14 protein-coding genes are annotated in these 21,054 nt (G+C 58.7%); 10 read left to right on the top strand and 4 right to left on the bottom strand.

The features are described from left to right. Nucleotides 1-125: 125 nt before the first annotated feature. The 3 genes from NP590_RS02510 to NP590_RS02500 all read right to left on the bottom strand — a co-directional run bounded on the left by NP590_RS02510 (nt 126) and on the right by NP590_RS02500 (nt 3,602). Nucleotides 126-1,118 carry a DUF3592 domain-containing protein gene (locus NP590_RS02510; RefSeq protein WP_256600607.1) on the bottom strand — a complete coding sequence of 331 codons (993 nt, stop codon included), beginning with the start codon at nt 1,116-1,118 and terminating at the stop codon, nt 126-128. Between the two features lie 57 nt (nt 1,119-1,175). Next, entirely contained in the window at nt 1,176-1,529 is a 354-nt protein-coding gene (locus tag NP590_RS02505; RefSeq protein ID WP_256600606.1) for a hypothetical protein, read from the bottom strand. A 96-nt stretch (nt 1,530-1,625) separates the two neighbouring features. Then, complete coding sequence (locus NP590_RS02500; protein WP_256600605.1) at nt 1,626-3,602, bottom strand: C13 family peptidase; 1,977 nt, start codon at nt 3,600-3,602, stop codon at nt 1,626-1,628. Nucleotides 3,603-4,168: 566 nt separating this feature from the next. Here NP590_RS02500 and NP590_RS02495 point away from each other — a divergent pair. The 10 genes from NP590_RS02495 (at nt 4,169) to NP590_RS02450 (ending at nt 20,152) form a co-directional block, all read left to right on the top strand. Beyond that, nucleotides 4,169-7,759, top strand: a complete 3,591-nt coding sequence (locus tag NP590_RS02495; protein WP_256600604.1) for a hydantoinase B/oxoprolinase family protein — start codon at nt 4,169-4,171, stop codon at nt 7,757-7,759. 144 nt (nt 7,760-7,903) lie between these two features. Continuing rightward, nucleotides 7,904-9,058: an FIST signal transduction protein gene (locus tag NP590_RS02490; protein ID WP_256600603.1), complete on the top strand. Its 1,155-nt coding sequence runs from the start codon at nt 7,904-7,906 to the stop codon at nt 9,056-9,058. Continuing rightward, on the top strand, nt 9,055-10,929 hold the full coding sequence (locus tag NP590_RS02485) for a putative bifunctional diguanylate cyclase/phosphodiesterase (RefSeq protein ID WP_256600602.1): 1,875 nt from the start codon (nt 9,055-9,057) through the stop codon (nt 10,927-10,929). The genes NP590_RS02490 and NP590_RS02485 overlap by 4 nt, the downstream gene beginning before the upstream one ends. A 268-nt stretch (nt 10,930-11,197) precedes the next feature. After that, the gene (gene kdpF, locus NP590_RS02480; RefSeq protein WP_256600601.1) at nt 11,198-11,287 is read left to right on the top strand and encodes a K(+)-transporting ATPase subunit F; all 90 of its coding nucleotides are present in this window, start codon (nt 11,198-11,200) and stop codon (nt 11,285-11,287) included. Beyond that, entirely contained in the window at nt 11,287-13,098 is a 1,812-nt protein-coding gene (gene kdpA, locus NP590_RS02475; RefSeq protein WP_256600600.1) for a potassium-transporting ATPase subunit KdpA, read from the top strand. Before kdpF ends, kdpA begins: the two co-directional genes overlap by 1 nt. Before the next feature lie 155 nt (nt 13,099-13,253). Beyond that, nucleotides 13,254-15,323, top strand: a complete 2,070-nt coding sequence (gene kdpB, locus NP590_RS02470) for a potassium-transporting ATPase subunit KdpB (RefSeq protein ID WP_371927224.1) — start codon at nt 13,254-13,256, stop codon at nt 15,321-15,323. A 9-nt stretch (nt 15,324-15,332) separates the two neighbouring features. Beyond that, entirely contained in the window at nt 15,333-15,908 is a 576-nt protein-coding gene (gene kdpC / locus NP590_RS02465) for a potassium-transporting ATPase subunit KdpC (RefSeq protein WP_256600598.1), read from the top strand. A 32-nt stretch (nt 15,909-15,940) separates the two neighbouring features. Further along, entirely contained in the window at nt 15,941-18,679 is a 2,739-nt protein-coding gene (locus NP590_RS02460) for a DUF4118 domain-containing protein (RefSeq protein ID WP_256600596.1), read from the top strand. Nucleotides 18,680-18,703: 24 nt separating this feature from the next. After that, a complete protein-coding gene (locus NP590_RS02455) occupies nt 18,704-19,402 on the top strand; it encodes a response regulator (RefSeq protein WP_256600595.1) in 699 nt (232 codons plus the stop codon). Between the two features lie 258 nt (nt 19,403-19,660). Beyond that, nucleotides 19,661-20,152, top strand: coding sequence for a VOC family protein (locus NP590_RS02450; RefSeq protein ID WP_256600594.1), 492 nt, complete (start codon nt 19,661-19,663; stop codon nt 20,150-20,152). A gap of 136 nt (nt 20,153-20,288) precedes the next feature. Here the strand turns inward: NP590_RS02450 and NP590_RS02445 are convergent, their stop codons facing one another. After that, nucleotides 20,289-20,768 carry a DoxX family protein gene (locus tag NP590_RS02445; protein WP_256600593.1) on the bottom strand — a complete coding sequence of 160 codons (480 nt, stop codon included), beginning with the start codon at nt 20,766-20,768 and terminating at the stop codon, nt 20,289-20,291. Nucleotides 20,769-21,054: the final 286 nt, after the last annotated feature.

Genomic DNA, 21,054 nt, shown 5'->3' with positions numbered 1-21,054 from the left:
CCTTTCATCCTAGCCTTCTCCCGCTGGGAAAAGGGATAGTTTCACGCCGGCACGCCAAGTAAAACTCCCCGATACAAAACACTCAGCGGGTTTTCTTCAGATACACAGTGTAGCGATCGGGCGGTTCAGCGCAAGGCCATCATGCCGGCCGCAAGCACGAATAATATTGCCAGTAGCCAAGGCACCCAGCCGCCGTAAGCGCGCGTTTCCAGCAGCGCTTGCGCCGGATTGGCCGGGTCGTAATGAACGGTGACTTTGTCGCCCGGCCGGTAAGGACGGATGCGCCGGCGCGCGAAGGCGTCGAAGGTCGCATAGACTCGGCCGCCGAGCGCTATCCGGCTGCCGCGATACTCGACCTTGGCGACCTTATAGCAATACACCACATCCGGGCGGAACAGGCGCTGCCAGCGCATGGCCATGCCGCCGTCGGAGGCGGCGTGTGGGGAGCTGGGTTCCAACGACATAAAGCTGTCCACGGCCGCGCTTTCGATGCGCCCCTCGGTGGCAGGCCAGCCCCGCGCGTCTCGCTCCTGGCGGCGCAGGGCGATGCCCAGCAGCAGCAGAAATGCCGCCAGACCCAGGCAGGCGGCAACCGGCACCGCGCGCGCCGGATCGCTCAGATTGGCCCGCAGTCCGGCGACCAGTTCGTCGAAGCCCATGCCGCCGCCCACCAGCAAAAAGATCGAAACCACGAGGAAGATGGTTATCGCGCTCCAGACGCCTTCCGGCGCGTCCCGCTCCAGCACGGCTTCGGCCGGTTTGTCCGGGTTGTAATACACGGTGACGCTGGCCCCTAGCGGGTAGCGTTCCAGCGTGCCGGCCACGTCATGATCGCCGAGATCCTCGCCGATGCCGACGCGCGTGCCGCTGTAACGCTTGCCGTTCACCCGGTATTCGTAACGGATGTCGGCAAAGTTGCGAAGCTGCTCGTCGCCGCCCTGTTCCGCGCCGAAGCGAGTCTGCGCGGTTCGCACCCGCCGCGACACCGCCTTGGCACTGATTACCTTGCCGCTGGTTTGCGGCCAATGGGCGGCTCTGTGAACCTGATAGAACTTGTAAGCGGTAGCGAAGACGATCAGGCCTATCATCAGCGCGCCGGTGATATAAACGACTTCCATCGCGTCTCCCGGATGCTGGAAACCAAGTGGTCGGACTTTTTTTCGTCCCGGCCGCAGCTACACGCTACCGGGCCGCGAATTGTTTTGCGGCATGAATTTTTTTAGCGTAAATTCGATCAATTGCCCGGCAAACGAATTGGGAAATCTGACATCGACGACACAATAATAACCTTGATTTTTTCCGCTCAAGCCGACGGCGACAGCCTTGTCCTGTTCTTGCGGAATGGTGCCGCTTCGATAGAGCTCCAAGGCCAGCATGGGCGGTATCCGTAAAATTAATTCATCTTCCCGAAATTCAAAATGGATTTGATTTTTCGGATATGACAAATAACTTATCGAACCTGGATAAAAAGGCTTCATCAGCATCCTGACTTCCTGCAGCTTTTTTCCATTGATAGATAGACTTTTCATGCAATCGTCGTTCTGTTTTTGCAAGGTTGTAAGAATCCCGCGAAATGGGTCCGGCGAATGCCCCGCGGCTTTCCCGGGCCGGCAAGCCGCCGTCGCTCAAAGCATCGGCGGATTATCCGCGGACGAATTCAGCCCCGGGCCTTGTCCGCCGCCATTATCGCCGGCCGGTCGGGCGCTTGCTTGCAGATTTTGCAATATTTTCACAATATTCCGTCCCACGTGGATTTGCGGCCCGGAGGCTTCCTTACCCTCGCTTTGCTCGCGTTCCTCTATCATGCGGCGGGCCTGCTCGAAGGCGGCGATAAAGGAATCGCCGTTGGCCAATGCCTTGACGAAATAGGATTCGCCGAAATAAGTGTATTCGGTAAAATCGCCGCAACCGTAGGATACATGGTCGCGGCTGGAGGCGGTTAGGATCAGCGTGTCGTCGTCTCGCAGCACATCCAGGAAACCGCCCGAGTAACAGGCCGAGACCACGATAATCCGGTTGCGGATGCCGGCCTTGTCCAGCATGGCCTTGACTTGTTCGGCCTTCAGATCGGTCAGTCCCAGGGGCCAGAACGAGACCGACAAGCTTTGATCCTGCGCGCCATGCGAGCTGAGAAACAGAAACAGCACATCGCGCTGCCTATCCATGCGCTCGGCCATGCCTTGCAGCACGGCTTCCAGATTGTGGCGATTGGCCAGCGGCGTGTCGGCCACGCTGGCGGCATTATTCAATAGCAGCAGCGAGCGGCCGGCGGTTTGAAAGCGGCGATCCAGCAAATCCCTGGCGAAACTGACCTCGTTGGTAAACACCTGTTCCTCGGCCTGCCCGGCAAAGCCGACAAAATACAGATCGGTCCGTGCCGGGCTGCGCGGCGCCAATTCGGCCAGCGCATTGCCGACCAAGGCGGGCTGGCGATAATACACTTCTTCCACATCCATGTTATCGGCGGTCTGGGATGCGGCGGCTTCGTCGGCCGTCTCGGCTTGGTAATACAGGCGTTGATAGGGCAGCAGGCCGGACAGTGCAAAGCTAAAAAGCGCGTAAATGCTCAGCAGAAACAACGCCGAAGGCGCCGGTTGCCTGTACATTCGGCGCAGAATTCCGAACAGCGCAGTCATTAGCCACGCCACCGCCGCCAGGAACATGGCCCACATCATCCCGCCGGCATCCGGCCAAAACCGTTCCACGCTCAACCAGGCGGAAAAGTAAAGCACATGGATGATGAACTGCACGGAGCAAACCATCACCAACAGCCGCAACAGGCTGGCCCGCTGCAAGATCATTTGGCTGATAACGGCGACGCCGGTTAGGGTCAGTAAAGTGGTGGCAAAATATCGACTCAGTCCGTAACGATTGAATTCCGCCGCGGGTAGCGCATCGATATAGTCCACCAAGCCGATAGCGAGCAGATCCAACAACACCAGTTGAAACAGGCTGCCGAGGGAAACTACAAAAGCCCGGCTGTCGTAAGGCAGAAAAAACACAATGCGCGCCGCCGCCCGCAAGTTGGCGAAAATTGCCGCCAGCGGGCTTTGCGCTTGGGGAGTAGCGGGCAGGGGCTTGCCGGCATTCTCGGGATGCAAGGCCCACAATTCATTAACCGTGGCGGCGAAGCGGGCGATCGCGTCCTCCGAGCCGGATCTCGGGATGGAAAAAGCCACGTCCCGGCGTAGGTAGAGATACAGGTAAGCATCGGTGGTTTCGAATGCGATGATTTCCGGCCAGGCGTGGAAGCCCACGCGGCCATCCGGTGTCGCATGGGAAATTCCGGCCGAGCTGGCCGCCAAGGTGTATGTTCCCTCGAAACGCTTCAGCCACGCCGTCCCATGCCGGCTGCCGCGCCAGATGAGAAACCAGATCGAACTGGCGAGAAAAATGCCGGCCGTCAATATCCAGGGCCAGAATTTATACCAATGTTCGTCGGCCTGATCCTGGTCTTGCAGGATGGCGGCGACCGCGAATCCCAGCAACGCCCATACGCCTATCCGTTGCGGCATCCCTGTCGATGAGGAGCGTCCGCGCGCCTGTAGGTGCTTGCCGAATTGTTCCAAATCGGCGTGTTGTAATCGATAGCGAATTTCCATGTGAACACCGTTGCATAGTTCCCGACCAGGATTGAACGGGCCTGTTAAATCCGCCCGCGCGGAAGCAGCGGCAAGTCCAAGCTTGCTCGCCGCCGAGCCAATTCTAGCTCAATTGCCGTAGTGCTCATCCGAGAGGGGATTATTAGTTCTTTGTCAGATTCTTAAAGGAATTCGTCATTCCGGTAGGGATTGCCGGAATCCAGGCGCCATGGATGGACCGAAGCCTGCCATCCATGGCGCTGGATGCCCGCTTCCAGTCGGACATGACGGCGGTTTTTAAATGTAACAAAGTAGAATTAGCTTCGATTCAAATTTGGTGGGATCTTTTGTCAGCCGATTTCTCAATGGGCATATGTGTTTACTCTACGGAAAAATGCGTAACCGGAAGGTGTTGAAAATGTTTATCCAGGGTCAAAACCGGTGTCGTATGACGTTGGGCGACGACGGCAATCAAAACATCGGTTAAACGCGAAACCGGTCGAGTTTGTTAACATGCCCCCAAGGCGCTCGAAAACGCCCGACTCATCTCATGATCACGTGGTTTTACTTACGAGGCGTTTTATTCAATGTCCGCTTGGCAATTTTGGATCGATAGGGGCGGCACTTTTACCGATATCGTAGCGCGCGGGCCGGACGGCGGCCTGCTTAGCCGGAAATTGTTGTCGGACAGCCCCGAACATTACCGCGATGCGGCGCTGTACGGCATTCGGCAAATCCTGCAATCCGCCGCCGACGCAAGCGCGCGGATAGACAGCGTGAAAATGGGTACCACGGTCGGCACCAATGCCTTGCTGGAACGCAAGGGCGAAGCGGTGGCCCTGCTGATCAACCGGGGATTCAAGGATTGCTTGCGGATAGCCTACCAGAACCGGCCGGATATTTTTGCCTTGCATATTCGTCGTCCGGAGCCGCTGTATCAAAAAGTACTGGAAATCGATGCCCGGGTCGACGCCGAGGGTGAAGTGCTGCGGGCACTGAACCGCGCGCAAGCGCGCGAACAACTGCTGGCAATTTATGAGCAAGGCATGCGCGCCGTCGCCATCGTTATGATGCATGCCTGGCGCTATCCGCAACATGAGTTGGAGCTGGCGGAGATAGCCCGGGAAATCGGTTTTCGGCAAATCTCCCTCTCTCATCGGGTCAGTCCGTTGCCGAAAATCGTCGGTCGCGGCGATACCGCCGTGCTGGACGCCTACCTGTCGCCGCTGTTGCGCCGCTACGTCGATGAAATCGGGCATGGATTGGCCGGCTTGGACCCGTCCGCGCGCCTGCTGTTCATGCAATCCAACGGCGGACTGGTGCGGGCCGACGAGTTCCGGGGCAAGGACAGTATCCTGTCCGGTCCGGCCGGCGGCATGATAGGCGCGGTGGAAGTGGCCAAGCAAGCCGGGCTGTCTAAAATCATCGCCTTCGATATGGGCGGTACTTCCACCGATGTGGCTCATTATGCCGGCGAACTGGAGCGCACGCTGGATACCGAGCTGGCCGGGGCGAGGATTCGCGCGCCCGTGCTGGACATACATACCGTGGCGGCGGGTGGTGGCTCGATACTGTACTTCGACGGCTTTCGCTATCGGGTCGGCCCCGAATCGGCCGGCGCCAATCCGGGGCCGGCCTGTTACCGGCGCGGCGGACCGTTGACGGTGACCGATGCCAATTTGCTGCTCGGTAAATTGCCGTATTTTCCGGCCGTCTTCGGCGCCAATGCCGATTTGCCGCCCGACGCGGAACGGGTACGGCAACTGTTCCGCGAGCTAGCCATGCGGATCAAGGCAGCCACCGGCGACAGTCGCGATATCGAGCAGGTTGCGGAAGGTTTCTTGAGCATCGCCATCGAAAACATGGCCGAGGCGATCAAAAAAATCTCGGTGCAAAAAGGCTACCATCTGGCCGAATATGCCTTGTGCTGTTACGGCGCGGCCGGCGGTCAGCATGCCTGCCTATTGGCGGAAAGCTTGGGCATGGACAGCGTATTGTTGCATCCCCTGGCGGGAGTGTTGTCCGCCTACGGCATGGGATTGGCGGATTTCCGGGTGCTGGAGCAGCAAGCCGTCGAACGGTGCTTGGACGACATCGACACCGGCGGCTTGACGGGGCAACTGGCGCAATTGGAGTTGCGGGCGCGCGCGGCCCTGATGGCGCAGGGCTTGAAGGATGCACAGATCGACTGCCCGTGGCGCTTGGTATTGCGTTATCAAGGTAGCGATAGCGCGCTGACACTGGATTTTACCGACGCGGAGTCGATTCGCGGCCGTTTCGAAGCGCTGCATCGCCGTCAATTCGGGTTTTGTTACGAACGGCGGCCGTTGCTGTTGGCGGCGCTGCAAGTCGAAGCGATAGGCCGGGAAACGCGGCCCGCGCCCGCGCCCGGCATATTCACCGGGCAAAATTCCGCAACGCCCGAAAGCGTGACCCGCATGTTCAGCCGCAATGCCTGGCATGATACGCCGGTCTATCGGCGCGGCAATTTAGCTGCGCGCGCCGACATTTCGGGTCCGGCCATTGTCGTCGAGGAAACCTCCACCATCGTCATAGAGCCGGGTTGGCGAGCGCATTTGCGCGCCAATGGCGATTTGCTGCTGACCCGCGTTGAGACCTCAAACGGCTTGCAAATCGTGAGCACGCAACGGGATCCGGTGCTGCTGGAAATTTTTAACCGGCGCTTTATGTCGGTGGCCGAACAAATGGGTTTCGTACTGCAAAACACCGCCCATTCGGTCAATATCAAGGAGCGGTTGGATTTTTCCTGCGCGCTGTTCGACGCCGGGGGGCAACTGATCGCCAATGCGCCGCATATTCCGGTGCATTTGGGTTCCATGGGCGAAAGCGTCAAGGCCCTGATAGAGCAAAAAGGTGAAGACTTTCAGCCCGGCGACGCCTATTTGACCAATTCGCCCTACGCCGGCGGCACCCACTTACCCGATATTACCGTGGTGACCCCGGTGTTTGCCGAGGACGGCGGGCCGTTGCTGTTTTTCGTCGCCTCGCGCGGCCACCATGCCGATATCGGCGGTATTTCGCCCGGTTCCATGCCCGCCGACAGCCGGCATATCGACGATGAAGGCGTCATAAGCGGCGGCCTGCAAATTCTGAAACAAGGTCAATTCCAGGAGAGGGCGGTGCGGCAATGGCTGGCGAGCAACCCGAATCCGGCCCGCAATCCGGAGCAGAATCTGGCCGATCTGCAAGCGCAAATCGCCGCCAATCAAAAGGGCCGGCTGGAGTTATCGGCCATGGTGGCGGCATATTCGTTGCCGGTGGTGATGGCTTATATGCGGCATGTGCGAGAGCATGCCGAAGCCTGCGTGCGGACCCTGTTGACCGGGTTGACGGCCGGGCGTTTCGAATACGAAATGGATCAGGGCGCCAAAATCGTGGTGGCAATAGAAGTCGACCGCCAGCGTCAAGCCGCCCGTATCGACTTCAGCGGCAGTTCGGCGCAATTGCCGGGTAACTTCAACGCGCCGGCGGCGGTCTGCAGGGCGGCGGTGCTGTATGTATTCCGCAGTCTGCTGCAAGACGATATTCCGTTGAATGCCGGGTGTTTGCAGCCGCTGGAAATCGTCATTCCGCCTGGATGTCTGCTGAATCCGACCTATCCGGCCGCCGTGGCGGCCGGCAACGTGGAAACCTCGCAATACATCGTCGACGCCCTTTACGGCGCCTTGGGCGTGCTGGCCGCTTCCCAAGGCAGCATGAACAATTTCAGCTTCGGCAACGCGCGGCTGCAATATTACGAAACCATTTGCGGCGGCGCGGGAGCCGGGGACGGCTTCAACGGCGCCGATGCCGTGCATACCCATATGACCAACTCGCGCATCACCGATCCGGAAATTCTGGAAGCCCGCTTCCCGGTGCTGTTGCGGGAGTTTTCCATTCGGCCCGGCAGCGGGGGTGGCGGGCGTTACCGGGGCGGCGACGGCGTCATCCGGCGTATCGAATTTCGCCAACCCATGCGCGCCGTCATCGTCTCCAGCCATCGGCGGCTAGCGCCTTTCGGGCTAAAGGGAGGCAAGGCCGGCGCGCTGGGGGTAAACCGCTGGCTGCGCCGGGGTGGCGGCGAGACCTTATTGCCGGCCTGCGCGGAAATTCAGGTCGCAGCCGGCGACAGTATTGTGATCGAAACACCGGGCGGCGGGGGGTACGGCGAGGGCTGACGGGCGACAATCAGCTGTTTTCGCGGATGTTGCACGAGTACCAAACCAGTTTTATTCCGGTAATACCCCCGCAAAAAACCTGTATTTTACATTTGGGTATTTGCTGGATATGCTTTGCAAATTAACGATTTTGCGGAGTGAAGGATGAGCAGCGGCGGCATGGTGTATTTTTCCTCGTTCGATATGGAGAAAATTGCCGGCCTGCTATCGGACTGGCGGTCGGAGTGTCCCGCCATGGGGGTTCTGGCCTTGGTGCCGGAAGCCGAAAAAACTCAAGTTGCCGGGCTACAAATACATTTTCGCCAGCGGAAAATTCCGCTCTGCGGCGCCATTTTTCCGCAGCTGATTTACGGCAGCGAATTCCGCCGAACCGGTCTTTGCCTGTTGCGCTTCGACAGCATGCCCTACGTGGCCCTGCACGATGACTTGCCCGGGGATGCCGCCGAGGCGGCGCGCATCATCGCCGACGGCGTCGGCCCACGGCTGGATGACGATATACCGGCAACGCTGTTTTTACTGTTGGACGCCATGCTACCCAACATTGGCAGTTTGCTCGACGAACTCTATTTGTCGCTGGCCAACCGGGTACATTATGCCGGCGTCAATGCCGGCAGCGAGACTTTCCAGGCCATGCCCTGTCTGTTCGACAGTCAACGCCAAGCCGGCAACGGGGTGCTGGCGCTGTTGTTGAAACCCCATCCGGGGGCAGTGTTGGAGCATGGTTATCAAAGCGGGGAACATAGCTTGCCGGCCACTTCGACCGAGGGTAACCGGATCATTCATATCGATTGGCGGCCGGCATTCGAAGTCTATCGCGAATTGGTGCTACGCCAATTCGGGGTGGAGATAAACCGCGACAATTTCTACCGTTATGCCGTGCATTTTCCCTTCGGCATCGTCAGGGCCAATCACAGCACGCTGGTGCGGATTCCGGTAATGCTGGATGAGGATAATGCGCTGTTTTGCATAGGCGAAGTACCGGCTCACTCCATGCTGACCCTGTTGGAGGCGCCACGGGTCGATTCGTCCGCCACGCTGGAAACCCTGCGGCTGGGGTTGTCCCAGTTGCGCGGCAAGCCGGCGGCGGCCGGGCTGTTGCTGTTTTATTGCGCCGGACGCAAGCAGCATATGGGAGCGGAGGCCGCCACGGAGGAATTGCGCGCTTTCGGCCAGTTGACCGGGGCCAGCGGGGTGGCAGGCGCGCTGGCGTTGGGAGAAATCGGCGAATCGACTTTGTGGGGTTATCCCTTGTTCCAGAATGCCACCTTGGTGACGGCGGACTGGGGCAGCGGCCAATGAGTCGCGACGACGTCATCCCCATACTCTACGAAATGGCTTTGACCATAGGCGGCGAGGTCAGTTTGAGTCCGCTGTTGAGCCGTACCCTGCAACGTTTGTTGTATTTCACCTCGTTTCCGGCCGGATTCATTTGTTTGGATCTGCCGGCGCCTTCCGACAGCGACGGCGGGTTTTTACCCGTCAGGCTGGATGCGGCGGTTGGCGATTACAAACTGATCCAGCACATCGGCAATGTCTTGCAGTTGCCGAAACAGTTGTTGTTGGGACCGGCGGTCCGGCTGGACGGACAAGCGGCCTTGCTGTCGGCCCTGCCGGTATTGCATAACGTGTATCAAGCTTTTTTACGCCTGCCGATCGGCCGGCTGGGCGCGATCATCTTGATGGCGCCGCGCATGCCGGAAACCACGCTGCCGCTGACCTTGATGTTCGAACCCATCATGGCGCATCTGGAAAAGGCCATCATGCTGTGCCGCCATCACGACGAGTACATGTCGCAGTTGATCGCGGACCGGCAGCAAGCCGATACCCGGGCGGAATTTCTGGCCCTGCACGATGCCCTGACCGGGCTGCCAAACCGGGGCTTGCTGTTGGACCGGATTCATCAGGCCATGGCCATGGGCAGCCGTAACGGCCAATACGGCGCGCTGATGACCTTGAACGTGGACCATTTCAAGCAACTGAACGACTTATACGGCTATCAGGCCTGCGATCAGGTGCTGATCGAGACGGCGCGCCGCCTGGAACGATGCATTCGGGAAGGCGACACCGTGGCCCGCTTTGGCGGCGACGAGTTCATGCTGCTGCTCTGGCCGTTGCCCGCCACGCAAAAGGACGCGGCCATTCAGGCCGAACAGATAGCCCAGCAGGCGCGGCAGGCGCTGGCCTTGCCCTATCGCTTGAACGGGCGTGAGTTGTCGGTGTCCTGCAGCATCGGCATCAGTTTGTTCCGCGCCCATCTGGACACGCTGGAAACTCTGTTGAGAAACGCCGAAACCTCGGTGTATCAAGCCAAAGCCGCCGGGCGCAATACCATTCGTTTTTTCGACCCGGAGATCCAGACCGTTATCATGGCCCGCTTGGCTTTGGAGGCCGATCTGGAACGCGCCATGGCGTTAAACGAATTTCGGCTTTATTTTCAGCTGCAGGCCAACGATCAAGCTTGCGTTACCGGGGCCGAGGTATTGATACGTTGGCTACATCCCAAGCGCGGTTTGGTATCTCCGGCGGTATTCATACCCCTGGCCGAGGAAACCGGCGCCATCGTGGCAATTGGCGATTGGGTGCTGGAAATGGCCTGCCGGCAATTGCAAGTCTGGCAAGACCAGCCGAAATTTTGTCATCTGCGGCTGGCGGTCAATGTTAGCGCGGTGCAGTTTCACCGCCCGGATTTTACCGACAAAGTTAGCGGGTTGATGGCGCGCTACAGCGGGGTAGCGGGCCTGCTGAAATTGGAATTGACCGAGAGCGTCATGCTGGACAGCGCGGAACAGGTGATACGGAAGATCCAGTTGCTGAAAAATCTGGGTATCCGCTTTTCCATGGACGATTTCGGCACCGGCTACTCCTCGCTGGCCTATCTGAAACGCCTGCCGCTCGATCAGCTCAAAATCGACCAAAGCTTCGTGCGCGATATAGCCAGCGATCCCAGCGCGGCGGTGATTATTCAGACCATCATAGGCATGGCGCAAAATCTGGGCCTCGAAGTGATTGCCGAGGGCCTGGAAACCCAGGAGCAGCTGGTGCTGCTCAAGCAGTACGGCTGTCATCATTACCAGGGTTACTTGCTGGGCAAGCCGCTGCCGATAGATCAATTCGAAGCCTTGCTCGAACAAGGCGACCTGTCCCTGGCGCTCAAACAGGCGCCGATTTAAGCCATTGGTAAAACCTGTCGGCTTGCCTCTCCCGCAATGGTTGTTTAATGCATAAACCGGCCGGTGTTTTTATAATTTCTTTATCTTTCGGGCCGGTATTTTTACGGCATTTTTATCGGCCGATCCGTAAAGTAAGAGCCCAGGCGAGCCATGTTTTTTATTCACCAAGAGGGCATATCGATGGATGTCGTGTATTTACTGTTGACGACGGTTTTTTTGCGGCGACCGCGTTACTGATAAGCGTTTGCGAAGTATTGAGGGGGCAAGCATGAGCTGGATTTATTGGTTGAGCGGCGGGCTGGCGCTGGCCGTGTTCGTCTATTTGCTGGCGGCGTTGTTTTACCCGGAGAAATTTTGATGAACGGACCGGGTTTTTTGCAAATCGCTATTTATCTGATCGCGTTGATTGCACTGGCCAAACCGCTGGGCAGTTATATGGCGCGGGTTTACCAGGACGAGTCGGTGGGATTGAACCGCTGGTTCGCCGGGGTCGAGCGGCTGTGTTACCGTCTGAGCGGGGTCGATCCCGAGCAAGACATGCGCTGGCGGCAGTATGCCTGGGCGGCCTTGGTCTTCAATCTGTTCGGCTTGCTGGCCGTTTATTTGTTGCAACGCTTTCAAGACGTGCTGCCGTTGAATCCGCAAGCCTTGCCGGCAGTGACGCCGGATTCGGCCTTCAATACCGCGGTCAGCTTTGCCAGCAATACCAACTGGCAAGGCTACGGCGGGGAAAGCACGATGAGCTATCTGACGCAAATGTTGGGGTTGGGTGTGCAAAATTTTTTGTCGGCGGCCAGCGGCATGGCGGTATTGGTCGCGTTGATTCGCGGCTTCACTCGCCGCAATGCCCAGGGTATCGGCAACTTTTGGGTCGATATGACCCGCGGCACCTTGTATATCCTGCTGCCGTTGTCGTTCGTGTTGGCCCTGGCGCTGGTCGGCCAGGGCGTGGTGCAAACCTTCAACCCGTATCAGACTGTAAGCTTGTTGGAAACCTCGAACAATACGGTTGATGCGAAGTCTATGGGTTTAGCTCCCTCTCCTGCTGGAGAGGGTAGGGGTGAGGAGAATCAAACTGGCAAACCGACTAAACAAACCCTGGCCTTGGGTCCTGCCGCCTCGCAAATCGCCATCAAGCAATTGGGCACTAACGGTGGCGGTTTCTTTAGCGTCAACTCCGCCCATCCGTATGAAAACCCGACACCGCTGTCCAATTTCCTGGAAATGCTGGCGATTCTGTTGATCCCGGCGGCGCTGTGTTACAGCTTCGGGCTCATGGTCGGCGACACCCGCCAGGGCTGGGCGATTTTGGCGGCGATGACTTTGGTGTTCGTCGCCTTGGTGTGCGTCACGGTGCCGGCCGAACAACGCGGCAATCCGGCCCTGACGGCGTTGGGCATCGATCAAAGCATCAGCGCGCAACAAGCCGGCGGCAATATGGAAGGCAAGGAAACCCGCTTCGGCATCGTCAATTCCGGATTGTGGGCGGTAGCGACGACGGCTGCTTCGAACGGCTCGGTCAACTCGATGCACGATTCCTACACGCCGCTCGGCGGTTTGGCGCCGATGTGGCTGATGCAACTAGGCGAGGTGATTTTCGGCGGCGTCGGCTCCGGCCTATACGGCATGATCGTGTTTGCCATCGTCGCCGTGTTCATCGCCGGCCTGATGATAGGCCGCACCCCGGAGTACCTGGGCAAAAAGATCGAAGCCTACGAGATGAAAATGGCCGCCATCGTCATCTTGATCCCGCCCTTGCTGGTGTTGGGCGGTACCGCGTTGAGCCTGATGCTGGACGCCGGCAAGGCCTCGATCTTCAACCCTGGCGCTCACGGTTTCAGCGAAGTGCTGTACGCCTGGTCATCGGCCGGCAACAACAACGGCAGCGCCTTCGGCGGCTTGTCGGCCAACGTGCCGTTTTATAACGTCTGGCTGGGTCTGGCGATGTTGTTCTCCCGCTATTGGCTGATGATTCCGGTGCTGGCGATTGCCGGTTCCTTGGCGGCCAAAAAGACGGTACCGGTCGGCCCCGGCACGTTGCCGACGCATACGCCCTTGTTCGCGGTACTGCTGATAATCACCGTGCTGATGGTCGGCGCCTTGACCTTCGTGCCGGCACTGGCTTTGGGCCCTATCGTCGAGCACTTGCAAATGCTGGGGCATCATTAATTTCAGAATCGTAGGCCGGAATAAATGTAAGCGTTTCCGGCAACTCCATCCGCCGGAAACAGCGGTTTTCGCTAGCGCTCAAACCGCTTTATTCCGGCCTACAGTGCATTAATATAGGTAACACTATGACCAGCAAACCCGTTTCAACGTCCTTGATGGACCCGCATCTGCTGCAACAAGCGATTATCGGTGCTTTTGCCAAACTGACGCCACGCCGGCAATGGCAAAATCCGGTGATGTTCGTGGTTTATCTCGGCAGCATCCTGACCAGCGTATTGTGGCTGCAAGCCTGCAACGGCGGCGGCGAGGAACCGGCCGGCTTCAGTCTGGCGATTACGCTATGGCTGTGGTTCACCGTGCTGTTCGCCAATTTCGCCGAAGCGGTCGCCGAAGGCCGCAGCAAAGCCCAAGCCGCGTTTTTACGTAGCGCCAAGCGCGACATTGCCGCCAAAAAGCTGGATGAAGCGAAATACGGCAGCAACTACAGCAAAGTCGCCGGCTCCAGTTTGCGCAGGGGCGATGTGGTGCTGATCGAAGCCGGCGACTTCGTACCCGGTGACGGCGACGTCATCGAAGGCGTGGCCTCGGTCGACGAAAGTGCGATTACCGGCGAATCGGCCCCGGTGATCCGCGAGTCCGGTGGCGACTTCAGCTCGGTGACCGGCGGCACCCGGGTGCTGTCCGACTGGCTGGTGGTGCGCATTTCCACCAACCCCGGCGAAAGCTTTTTGGACCGGATGATCGGCATGGTGGAAAGCGCCAAGCGCCAAAAAACCCCGAACGAAATCGCCCTGACCATTTTGTTGGTGGCCTTGACGCTGGTGTTTTTAATGGCGGTCGTCAGCTTGCTGCCGTTTTCCATTTACAGCGTGGAAACCGCCGGCAGCGGCCGCCCGATCAGCGTCACGGTGTTGGTGGCATTGCTGGTCTGCCTGATCCCGACCACCATCGGCGGCCTGTTGTCGGCCATCGGCGTGGCCGGTATCGGCCGGATGATGCAAAAAAACGTCATCGCTACTTCCGGCCGCGCGGTCGAAGCCGCCGGCGACGTCGATGTATTGCTGCTCGATAAAACCGGCACCATCACGCTGGGCAACCGCCAAGCTTCCGGCTTCTTTCCGGTCAAGGGCGTCAAGGAGGCGGTTTTGGCCGATGCCGCGCAACTGGCCTCGCTGGCCGACGAAACCCCGGAGGGCCGCAGCGTGGTGATACTGGCCAAGCAAAAGTACGGTTTGCGCGAACGCGACATCCATTCTCTGGGCGCCACCTTCGTCCATTTCAGCGCCCAAACCCGGATGAGCGGCGTGAATTTGCCGGGCGACCCCAACAAACCGGGCGAGCCGTGCCGACATATCCGCAAGGGCGCGGCCGATTCCATCCGCCAGCACATCGAAACCCAAGGCGGCAAATGGCCGGCCGAACTGAAAACCCTGGTCGACGACGTGGCTCGGCGCGGCAGCACGCCGTTGGTGGTGGCGGAAGGCGACAAGGCTCTGGGCGTGATCGAGCTGAAAGACATCGTCAAGGGCGGCATCAAGGAGCGCTTCATCGAATTGCGGCAAATGGGCATCAAGACCATCATGATAACCGGCGACAACCGGCTGACCGCCGCGGCGATTGCCGCCGAAGCCGGCGTCGACGATTTTCTGGCTGAAGCCACCCCCGAGGCCAAGTTGGCGCTGATCCGCCAGCACCAGGCCGACGGCCGCCTGGTGGCGATGACCGGCGACGGCACCAACGACGCCCCGGCGCTGGCGCAAGCCGACGTGGCGGTGGCGATGAACAGCGGCACTCAGGCCGCCAAGGAGGCCGGCAACATGGTCGATCTGGATTCCAATCCGACCAAGCTGATCGAAATCGTCGAAACCGGCAAGCAGATGCTGATGACCCGCGGCGCGCTGACCACCTTCAGCATCGCCAACGACGTCGCCAAATATTTCGCCATCATTCCGGCCGCGTTCGCGACCACCTATCCGGTATTGAACGTGTTGAACGTGATGCACCTGGCCACGCCGGCCAGTGCCATATTGTCGGCGGTGATATTCAATGCCTTGATCATCATCGCCCTGATACCGCTGGCCTTGAAAGGCATCAAATACCGCCCGGTCGGCGCCGAGCAACTGCTGCACAACAACTTGCTGGTCTACGGCGTCGGCGGCTTGATCGTGCCGTTCATCGGCATCAAGGCAATCGATTTATTTTTGGTTGCTATGAATTGGGTGTAAGGAGCGAACATGTTCAATTATTTACGACCCGCGGCGCTGATGCTGCTGTTATTGACCCTGGCCACCGGCGTTGTTTATCCGGCCTTGGTGACCCTGGTCGCCCAAACCGTATTTGCCGAGCAAGCCAACGGCAGTCTGATCAAAAATTCCCAAGGCGATGCGGTCGGCTCAAGCCTGATCGGGCAAAGCTTCAGCGATCCGCGATACTTTTGGAGCCGGCCGTCGGCCACCGCAAACTATCCATACAACGCCGCTGCCTCCGGCGGTTCCAACCTGGGGCCGACCAATCCGGCCTTGAGCGAAGCGGTTGCCGCCAGGATTCGGGCATTGAAGGACGCCGATCCCGGTAATCACTTACCGATCCCGGTCGATCTGGTCACCGCTTCCGCCAGCGGCCTGGATCCGCATATCAGTCCGGCGGCGGCGCAATACCAAGTCCAACGCATTGCCAAGCTGCGAAAAATCGATGAGAGCAAACTACGGGAATTAATCGCAGCCCATGGCGAGGGCCGGCAATGGGGGGTGCTGGGCGAGCAGCGAGTCAATGTCTTGCAATTGAATCTGGCGTTGCGGAACCTGGATTGAAAACACCATTGTTCGAGCCGGCAAAGACAGTCATGAACAACGAACGTCCCGACCCCGATCAACTCCTCGCCCGCGTCGAGCGCGATCAAGCCAAGGCCAGGCGCGGCCGCTTGAAGATATTCTTCGGCGCAGCGGCGGGCGTCGGTAAAACCTTTGCGATGTTGTTGGCGGCCAGGGAACGGCGGGCCGAAAATCTGGACGTGCTGGTCGGGGTGGTGGATACCCACGGCCGCAAGGAAACCCAAGCCCTGCTGGACGGACTGGAAGTCTTGCCTTTGCGTCAAATCGAATACAAAGGCACCGTGCTTCACGAGTTCGATATCGACGCCGCGCTGAAACGGCGGCCGGGCATTATTCTGGTCGACGAGCTGGCGCATTCCAATGCGCCGGGTTCCCGCCATCCCAAGCGCTGGCAGGATATTCGCGAATTGTTGGAAGCCGGCATCGATGTGTTTACCGCTTTGAACGTGCAGCATCTGGAGAGTCTGAACGACGATATCGGCCAGATTGCCGGCATCCGGGTGTGGGAAACCGTGCCGGACACGTTTTTCGAAGATGCCGACGAAGTGGAACTGGTGGATTTGCCGCCGGACGAATTGTTGCTGCGCCTGAAGGAAGGCAAGGTGTATCTGCCGCAACAAGCCCAGGAGGCTGTCCAGCATTTTTTTCGCAAGGGCAATTTGATTGCCTTGCGGGAGTTGTCGTTGCGGCAAACGGCCAATCGCGTGGATGCGCAGATGCTGGATTACCGCGAGGACAACGCCATCCGCGATGTCTGGCAGGTCAGTGATAGAATTTTGGTGTGTATAGGCCCCAACGAATTGGCCGAACGCTTGGTGCGGGCCGGCAAGCGCCTGGCCAACAGCCTGCGCGCTGAATGGATAGTCGCTTATGTGGAAACCCCGCAATTGCAGCGGATGCCCGCTGCAAAGCGCGACGGCGTGTTGCGCATTTTGCGCCTCGCCGAGCAACTCGGCGCCGAAACCGTGACACTCAGCGCGCCGGAAATGAGCGCGGCCTTGATTCGCTTTTCCCGCGAACGCAACATCAACAAAATCGTAATCGGTAAACCCAGCCGGCGCGGTTGGCGGCGCTGGCTGTTGGGGTCGGTGGTCGATGTGCTGATCAGCCATGCCCACAATATCAATATTTATTTACTCGGCAGTCCGCGGGGGCGGGGGTGGGTGGAAGAGCCATCGGAATTGAACCTGTTCAGGAAAAGTCCCTTGCCCGGCCTGAGACAACGCATTCCGGCCAAGACCAAGCGGCGTTACGGCGGCTATGTCTGGGCGATTGCGGTGACCTTGTTCAGTACTACCGTGGGCTACTTGATGTTCGGCCGCCTGGAACTGGCCAACCTGGTGATGGTGTATCTGTTGGGGGTGGTTTTTGTCGCCACCCGTTTCGGCCGCGGGCCGTCCGTTTTGGCTTCAGTGCTGGGCGTGGGCTGTTTCGATTTTCTGTTCGTGCAGCCTTACCACAGCTTTTCGGTAGCCGACAGTCAGTATTTGATTACCTTGTTGGCGATGCTGGTGGTCGGCATCGTCATCAGCAATTTGATGGTCAATGTGCGGGCCCAGGCCAAGGTGGCCGCGCATCGGGAAAGGCGGGCGGCGGCGCTGTATTCGATGAGCAAGGAACTCGCTAGCAGCCAGTCGGAAGAGCAGGTCGTCGTTATCGCGGTGAAGCATTTGTATTCGGAATTCAGCAGCCCCAACACGATTCTGTTTCCCGACGCCAGCGGCCGCATGGAGTTTCCGCGCAAACCGGCAATAGCCGAATCCCTGCCCGGGGCCGATCCGAGCGTGGCGCAATGGGTGTTCGACCATAACGAAATTGCCGGGCATGGCACCAATACGCTGCCGGGTGCCAGGGCGGTTTATTTTCCCATCCATAACGAAGACAAGGTACTGGGTGTTTTGGCCTTGTTGCCGGTCAATCTGCGGCGGGTGTTTTTGCCGGAGCAGCAGAAACTGCTGGAAACCTTCCTGCGCCAGATAGGCCAAGCCATATCCAGGATCCGTTTCTCTGAACAGGCCCGCTCGACCCAAATGCAGATGGAGGCGGAGCGCTTGCGCAACTCTTTGCTCAGCGCAATTTCGCACGATTTGCGCACGCCATTGGCGACCATTATCGGTTCGGCCAGCACTATCCTGCACGACGAGGGAAAATTGAACCCCCGGGATAGATTGGAACTTATGCAAGGCATTGTCGACGAGGCCGGACGCATGTCCAATCTGGTCAACAATATTCTGGACATGGCCAAGCTCGAGGCCGGGGCCTTGGAATTGAATAAGCAATGGTATCCGCTGGAGGAAATCATCGGCACGGTATTGACGCTGTTGCACAATCAACTGGCCGGCAGGCCGGTCAAGGTCAAATTGCCGGAAGGCATACCGATGATATTGGCGGATTCGGTGATGATAGAACAAGTGCTGATCAACCTGTTGGAGAATGCCGCGCGCTATACGCCGCCCGGCAGCGGGCTGGAGATTGAGGCCGAAATTAACGACGCCGCCGTGGAAATAACCGTGGCCGATCACGGCCCCGGCATCCCCAGGGGGCAGGAAGAGCGCCTGTTCGAAAAGTTTTATCAAAGCCGTCACGAGATGGCGCAAAGCGGCGTCGGTTTGGGCTTGGCGATTTGCCGGGCCATCGTCGAAGTACACGGCGGCCGCATTCAGGCCAAAAACCGGGACGAAGGCGGGGCGGCATTCGTGTTTACCTTGCCGCTGGATCAGCCTGCCCCCTGCATGGAGGCGGAAGAATGATGTCCTTTCCCAGGATGTTACGCCATGGCTAAGACCGATCCGGTGATTATTGTCATGGAAGACGACCCGTCGATCCGGCGTTTTCTGCGCACCAGCCTGAGCACATACGGGTTCAACGTCTTCGAGGCCGGTACCGGTAAACAAGGCCTGGTCGAACTGGGCGTGCGCAAGCCCGATTTGCTGATACTCGATCTGGGTTTGCCGGATATGGACGGTGTCGACGTTATCCGGGCCATCAGGGCCTGGTCGGTCGTACCCATCGTCATATTGTCGGCGCGCAGCGGCGAGCAGCAAAAGATAGAAGCCCTGGACGCCGGCGCCGACGATTATTTGACCAAACCCTTCGGCTTCGGCGAATTATTGGCCCGCATAAGGGTTGCCCTGCGGCATGCCGCAAGACCCGCCGAATCTGGCCAGGATAATGTATTCATGACCGCCAATCTGAAAGTGGACCTTGACAACCGTGTAGTCAGCGTCGATGACAGGGAGGTTCATTTGACACCCATCCAATACCGGCTGCTGGCGGTATTGGTGAAGCATGCCGGCAAAGTGCTCACCCACCAGCAAATTCTCAACGAAGTATGGGGGCCGTCGTTTCGGGAAAACGCCCATTACTTGCGTATCTATATGAGTCAGCTAAGGCAAAAACTGGAAGCCGACCCGACTCAGCCCAAATTATTGTTGACCGAATCCGGCGTTGGTTACCGCTTGAAAGCGTGGTGAAAGGTGTCAATCAAAGCAAGACCCGTTTTAGGCGGCGCCTGGCGGGATGGGACTTATGGTATTCAGTCCGGTCCGCGCGGCAAAGATGGCCCGAGACGGCAATATCGAAACCAACGCCCGTAGATGGTGGTGTGGAGTTGTGATCAAGCTGATAGAATCCGTTAGCCGGACTTGTTTAATGACACCCGGAAAAATCTGTCATTCGGGGCCGGCTTCAATAGCCTGAAGCAACTTCTTTTACAGCACCAGGAGTACCTTATGTCCCCATCCGTCAATCCCATTCCCGCCGGCTACCATACATTGACCCCCTATCTGGCCGTCAAGGATGCCGCCGCCGCGCTGGCCTTTTATCGGCAAGCCTTTGCCGCCGACGAAGTCATGCGGCTGAATATGCCGGAGGGCGGCATCGCCCACGCCGAGTTCACCATAGGCGATTCGCATTTCATGATTTCCGACGAATATCCCAACGGCCCGGTCGTGGCTCCGGAAACCCTGGGCGGCAGTACCGTGAAGTTGCATTTGTACGTCGAAGACGTCGATGCCAGCTTTGCCCTGGCGTTGGCGGCCGGGGCCACGGCCACCATGCCGGTGGCCGATCAGTTTTGGGGCGACCGCATGGGGGCGCTGGTCGATCCTTTCGGTCACCATTGGCTGCTTGCCAGTCATGTGGAGGACGTCGATCCCGCTGAATTTCAAGACCGGATGGAAGCCTTTTTCGCGGCCAACGCGGCGCGCGGCGGCGATCATTGAGGCTGGCCGGTCGGTAGCGTGGTCCGCGTCGAACCCCAATGTTTTTAACTTTTGCGCTAACAACTTGTAAGACCTTGGGGCCGAGGCGGCGCGGTTTGTCGGTCGAATCGCGCGCATCGGGCTTGATTCGGACCATTCATGTTTTGGTGCGCGGCGGCAGCCTATCCAGCGACCAGCGACCGCCTCCAGCCAGCAGCAGGAACAGGCAGCCCATCAGCATGGCCCAGTCGGTGCGCGACTCGTGCAACATGCTCCAAAATCCGTAACTTTTCAGTTCCCGGACATGAAATATCCACCAGTCATGCCCCAGCAAAATGGGGATTTTGGTTGAAATAATGGCTACTATCATGACGACAATCAGCGGGAGCGCCGCCCGGCGGGTGGCAAATCCGAGCAGTATCATCAAGCCGCAGATCAGTTCGACCCAGCCTACGCAGGGTCCCATAATGTCGGGGTAGGGGATGCCGATCTTGGCGAAGCGGCCGGCGCCCAAGGCATCGGGAAACATAAGTTTTTGCATGCCTTCGGGAAAGAAGACCAAACCGACCGACAAACGAATCAATATGATCCAGGCGTCGGAAGTCGATTCCCGAGTTTTATCGATAAAAAGCTGCATGATGTACCCAAGCAAAAAAGTTGTTTTAAGGCGATTTGCCGCGAAAAACAAACCCCGCCGGCCGGAATGCTGTTCATCCGGGTCCGATCATGCTCGCGGCGGACAGGACAACAATGTATCGTCTTTGCCATTGACGATGGAAGCGAAATTCGCCTTCTCGACATGGCTGCGGTATGTTAAGCGGAGGCGGCCGGATACCATATACGATATGCCGGCGGTTACGCAATTTTCCCATACGGCATCGCTGTCCGGCGCCGGCTACAGAGGCGGGCAATATGGTCATGAT

This window comes from Methylomonas subterranea, from assembly GCF_024505185.1.
In the GTDB taxonomy this organism is placed as follows: Bacteria; Pseudomonadota; Gammaproteobacteria; order Methylococcales; family Methylomonadaceae; genus Methylomonas; species Methylomonas subterranea.
This window is presented reverse-complemented; position numbering and strand designations above follow the sequence as displayed.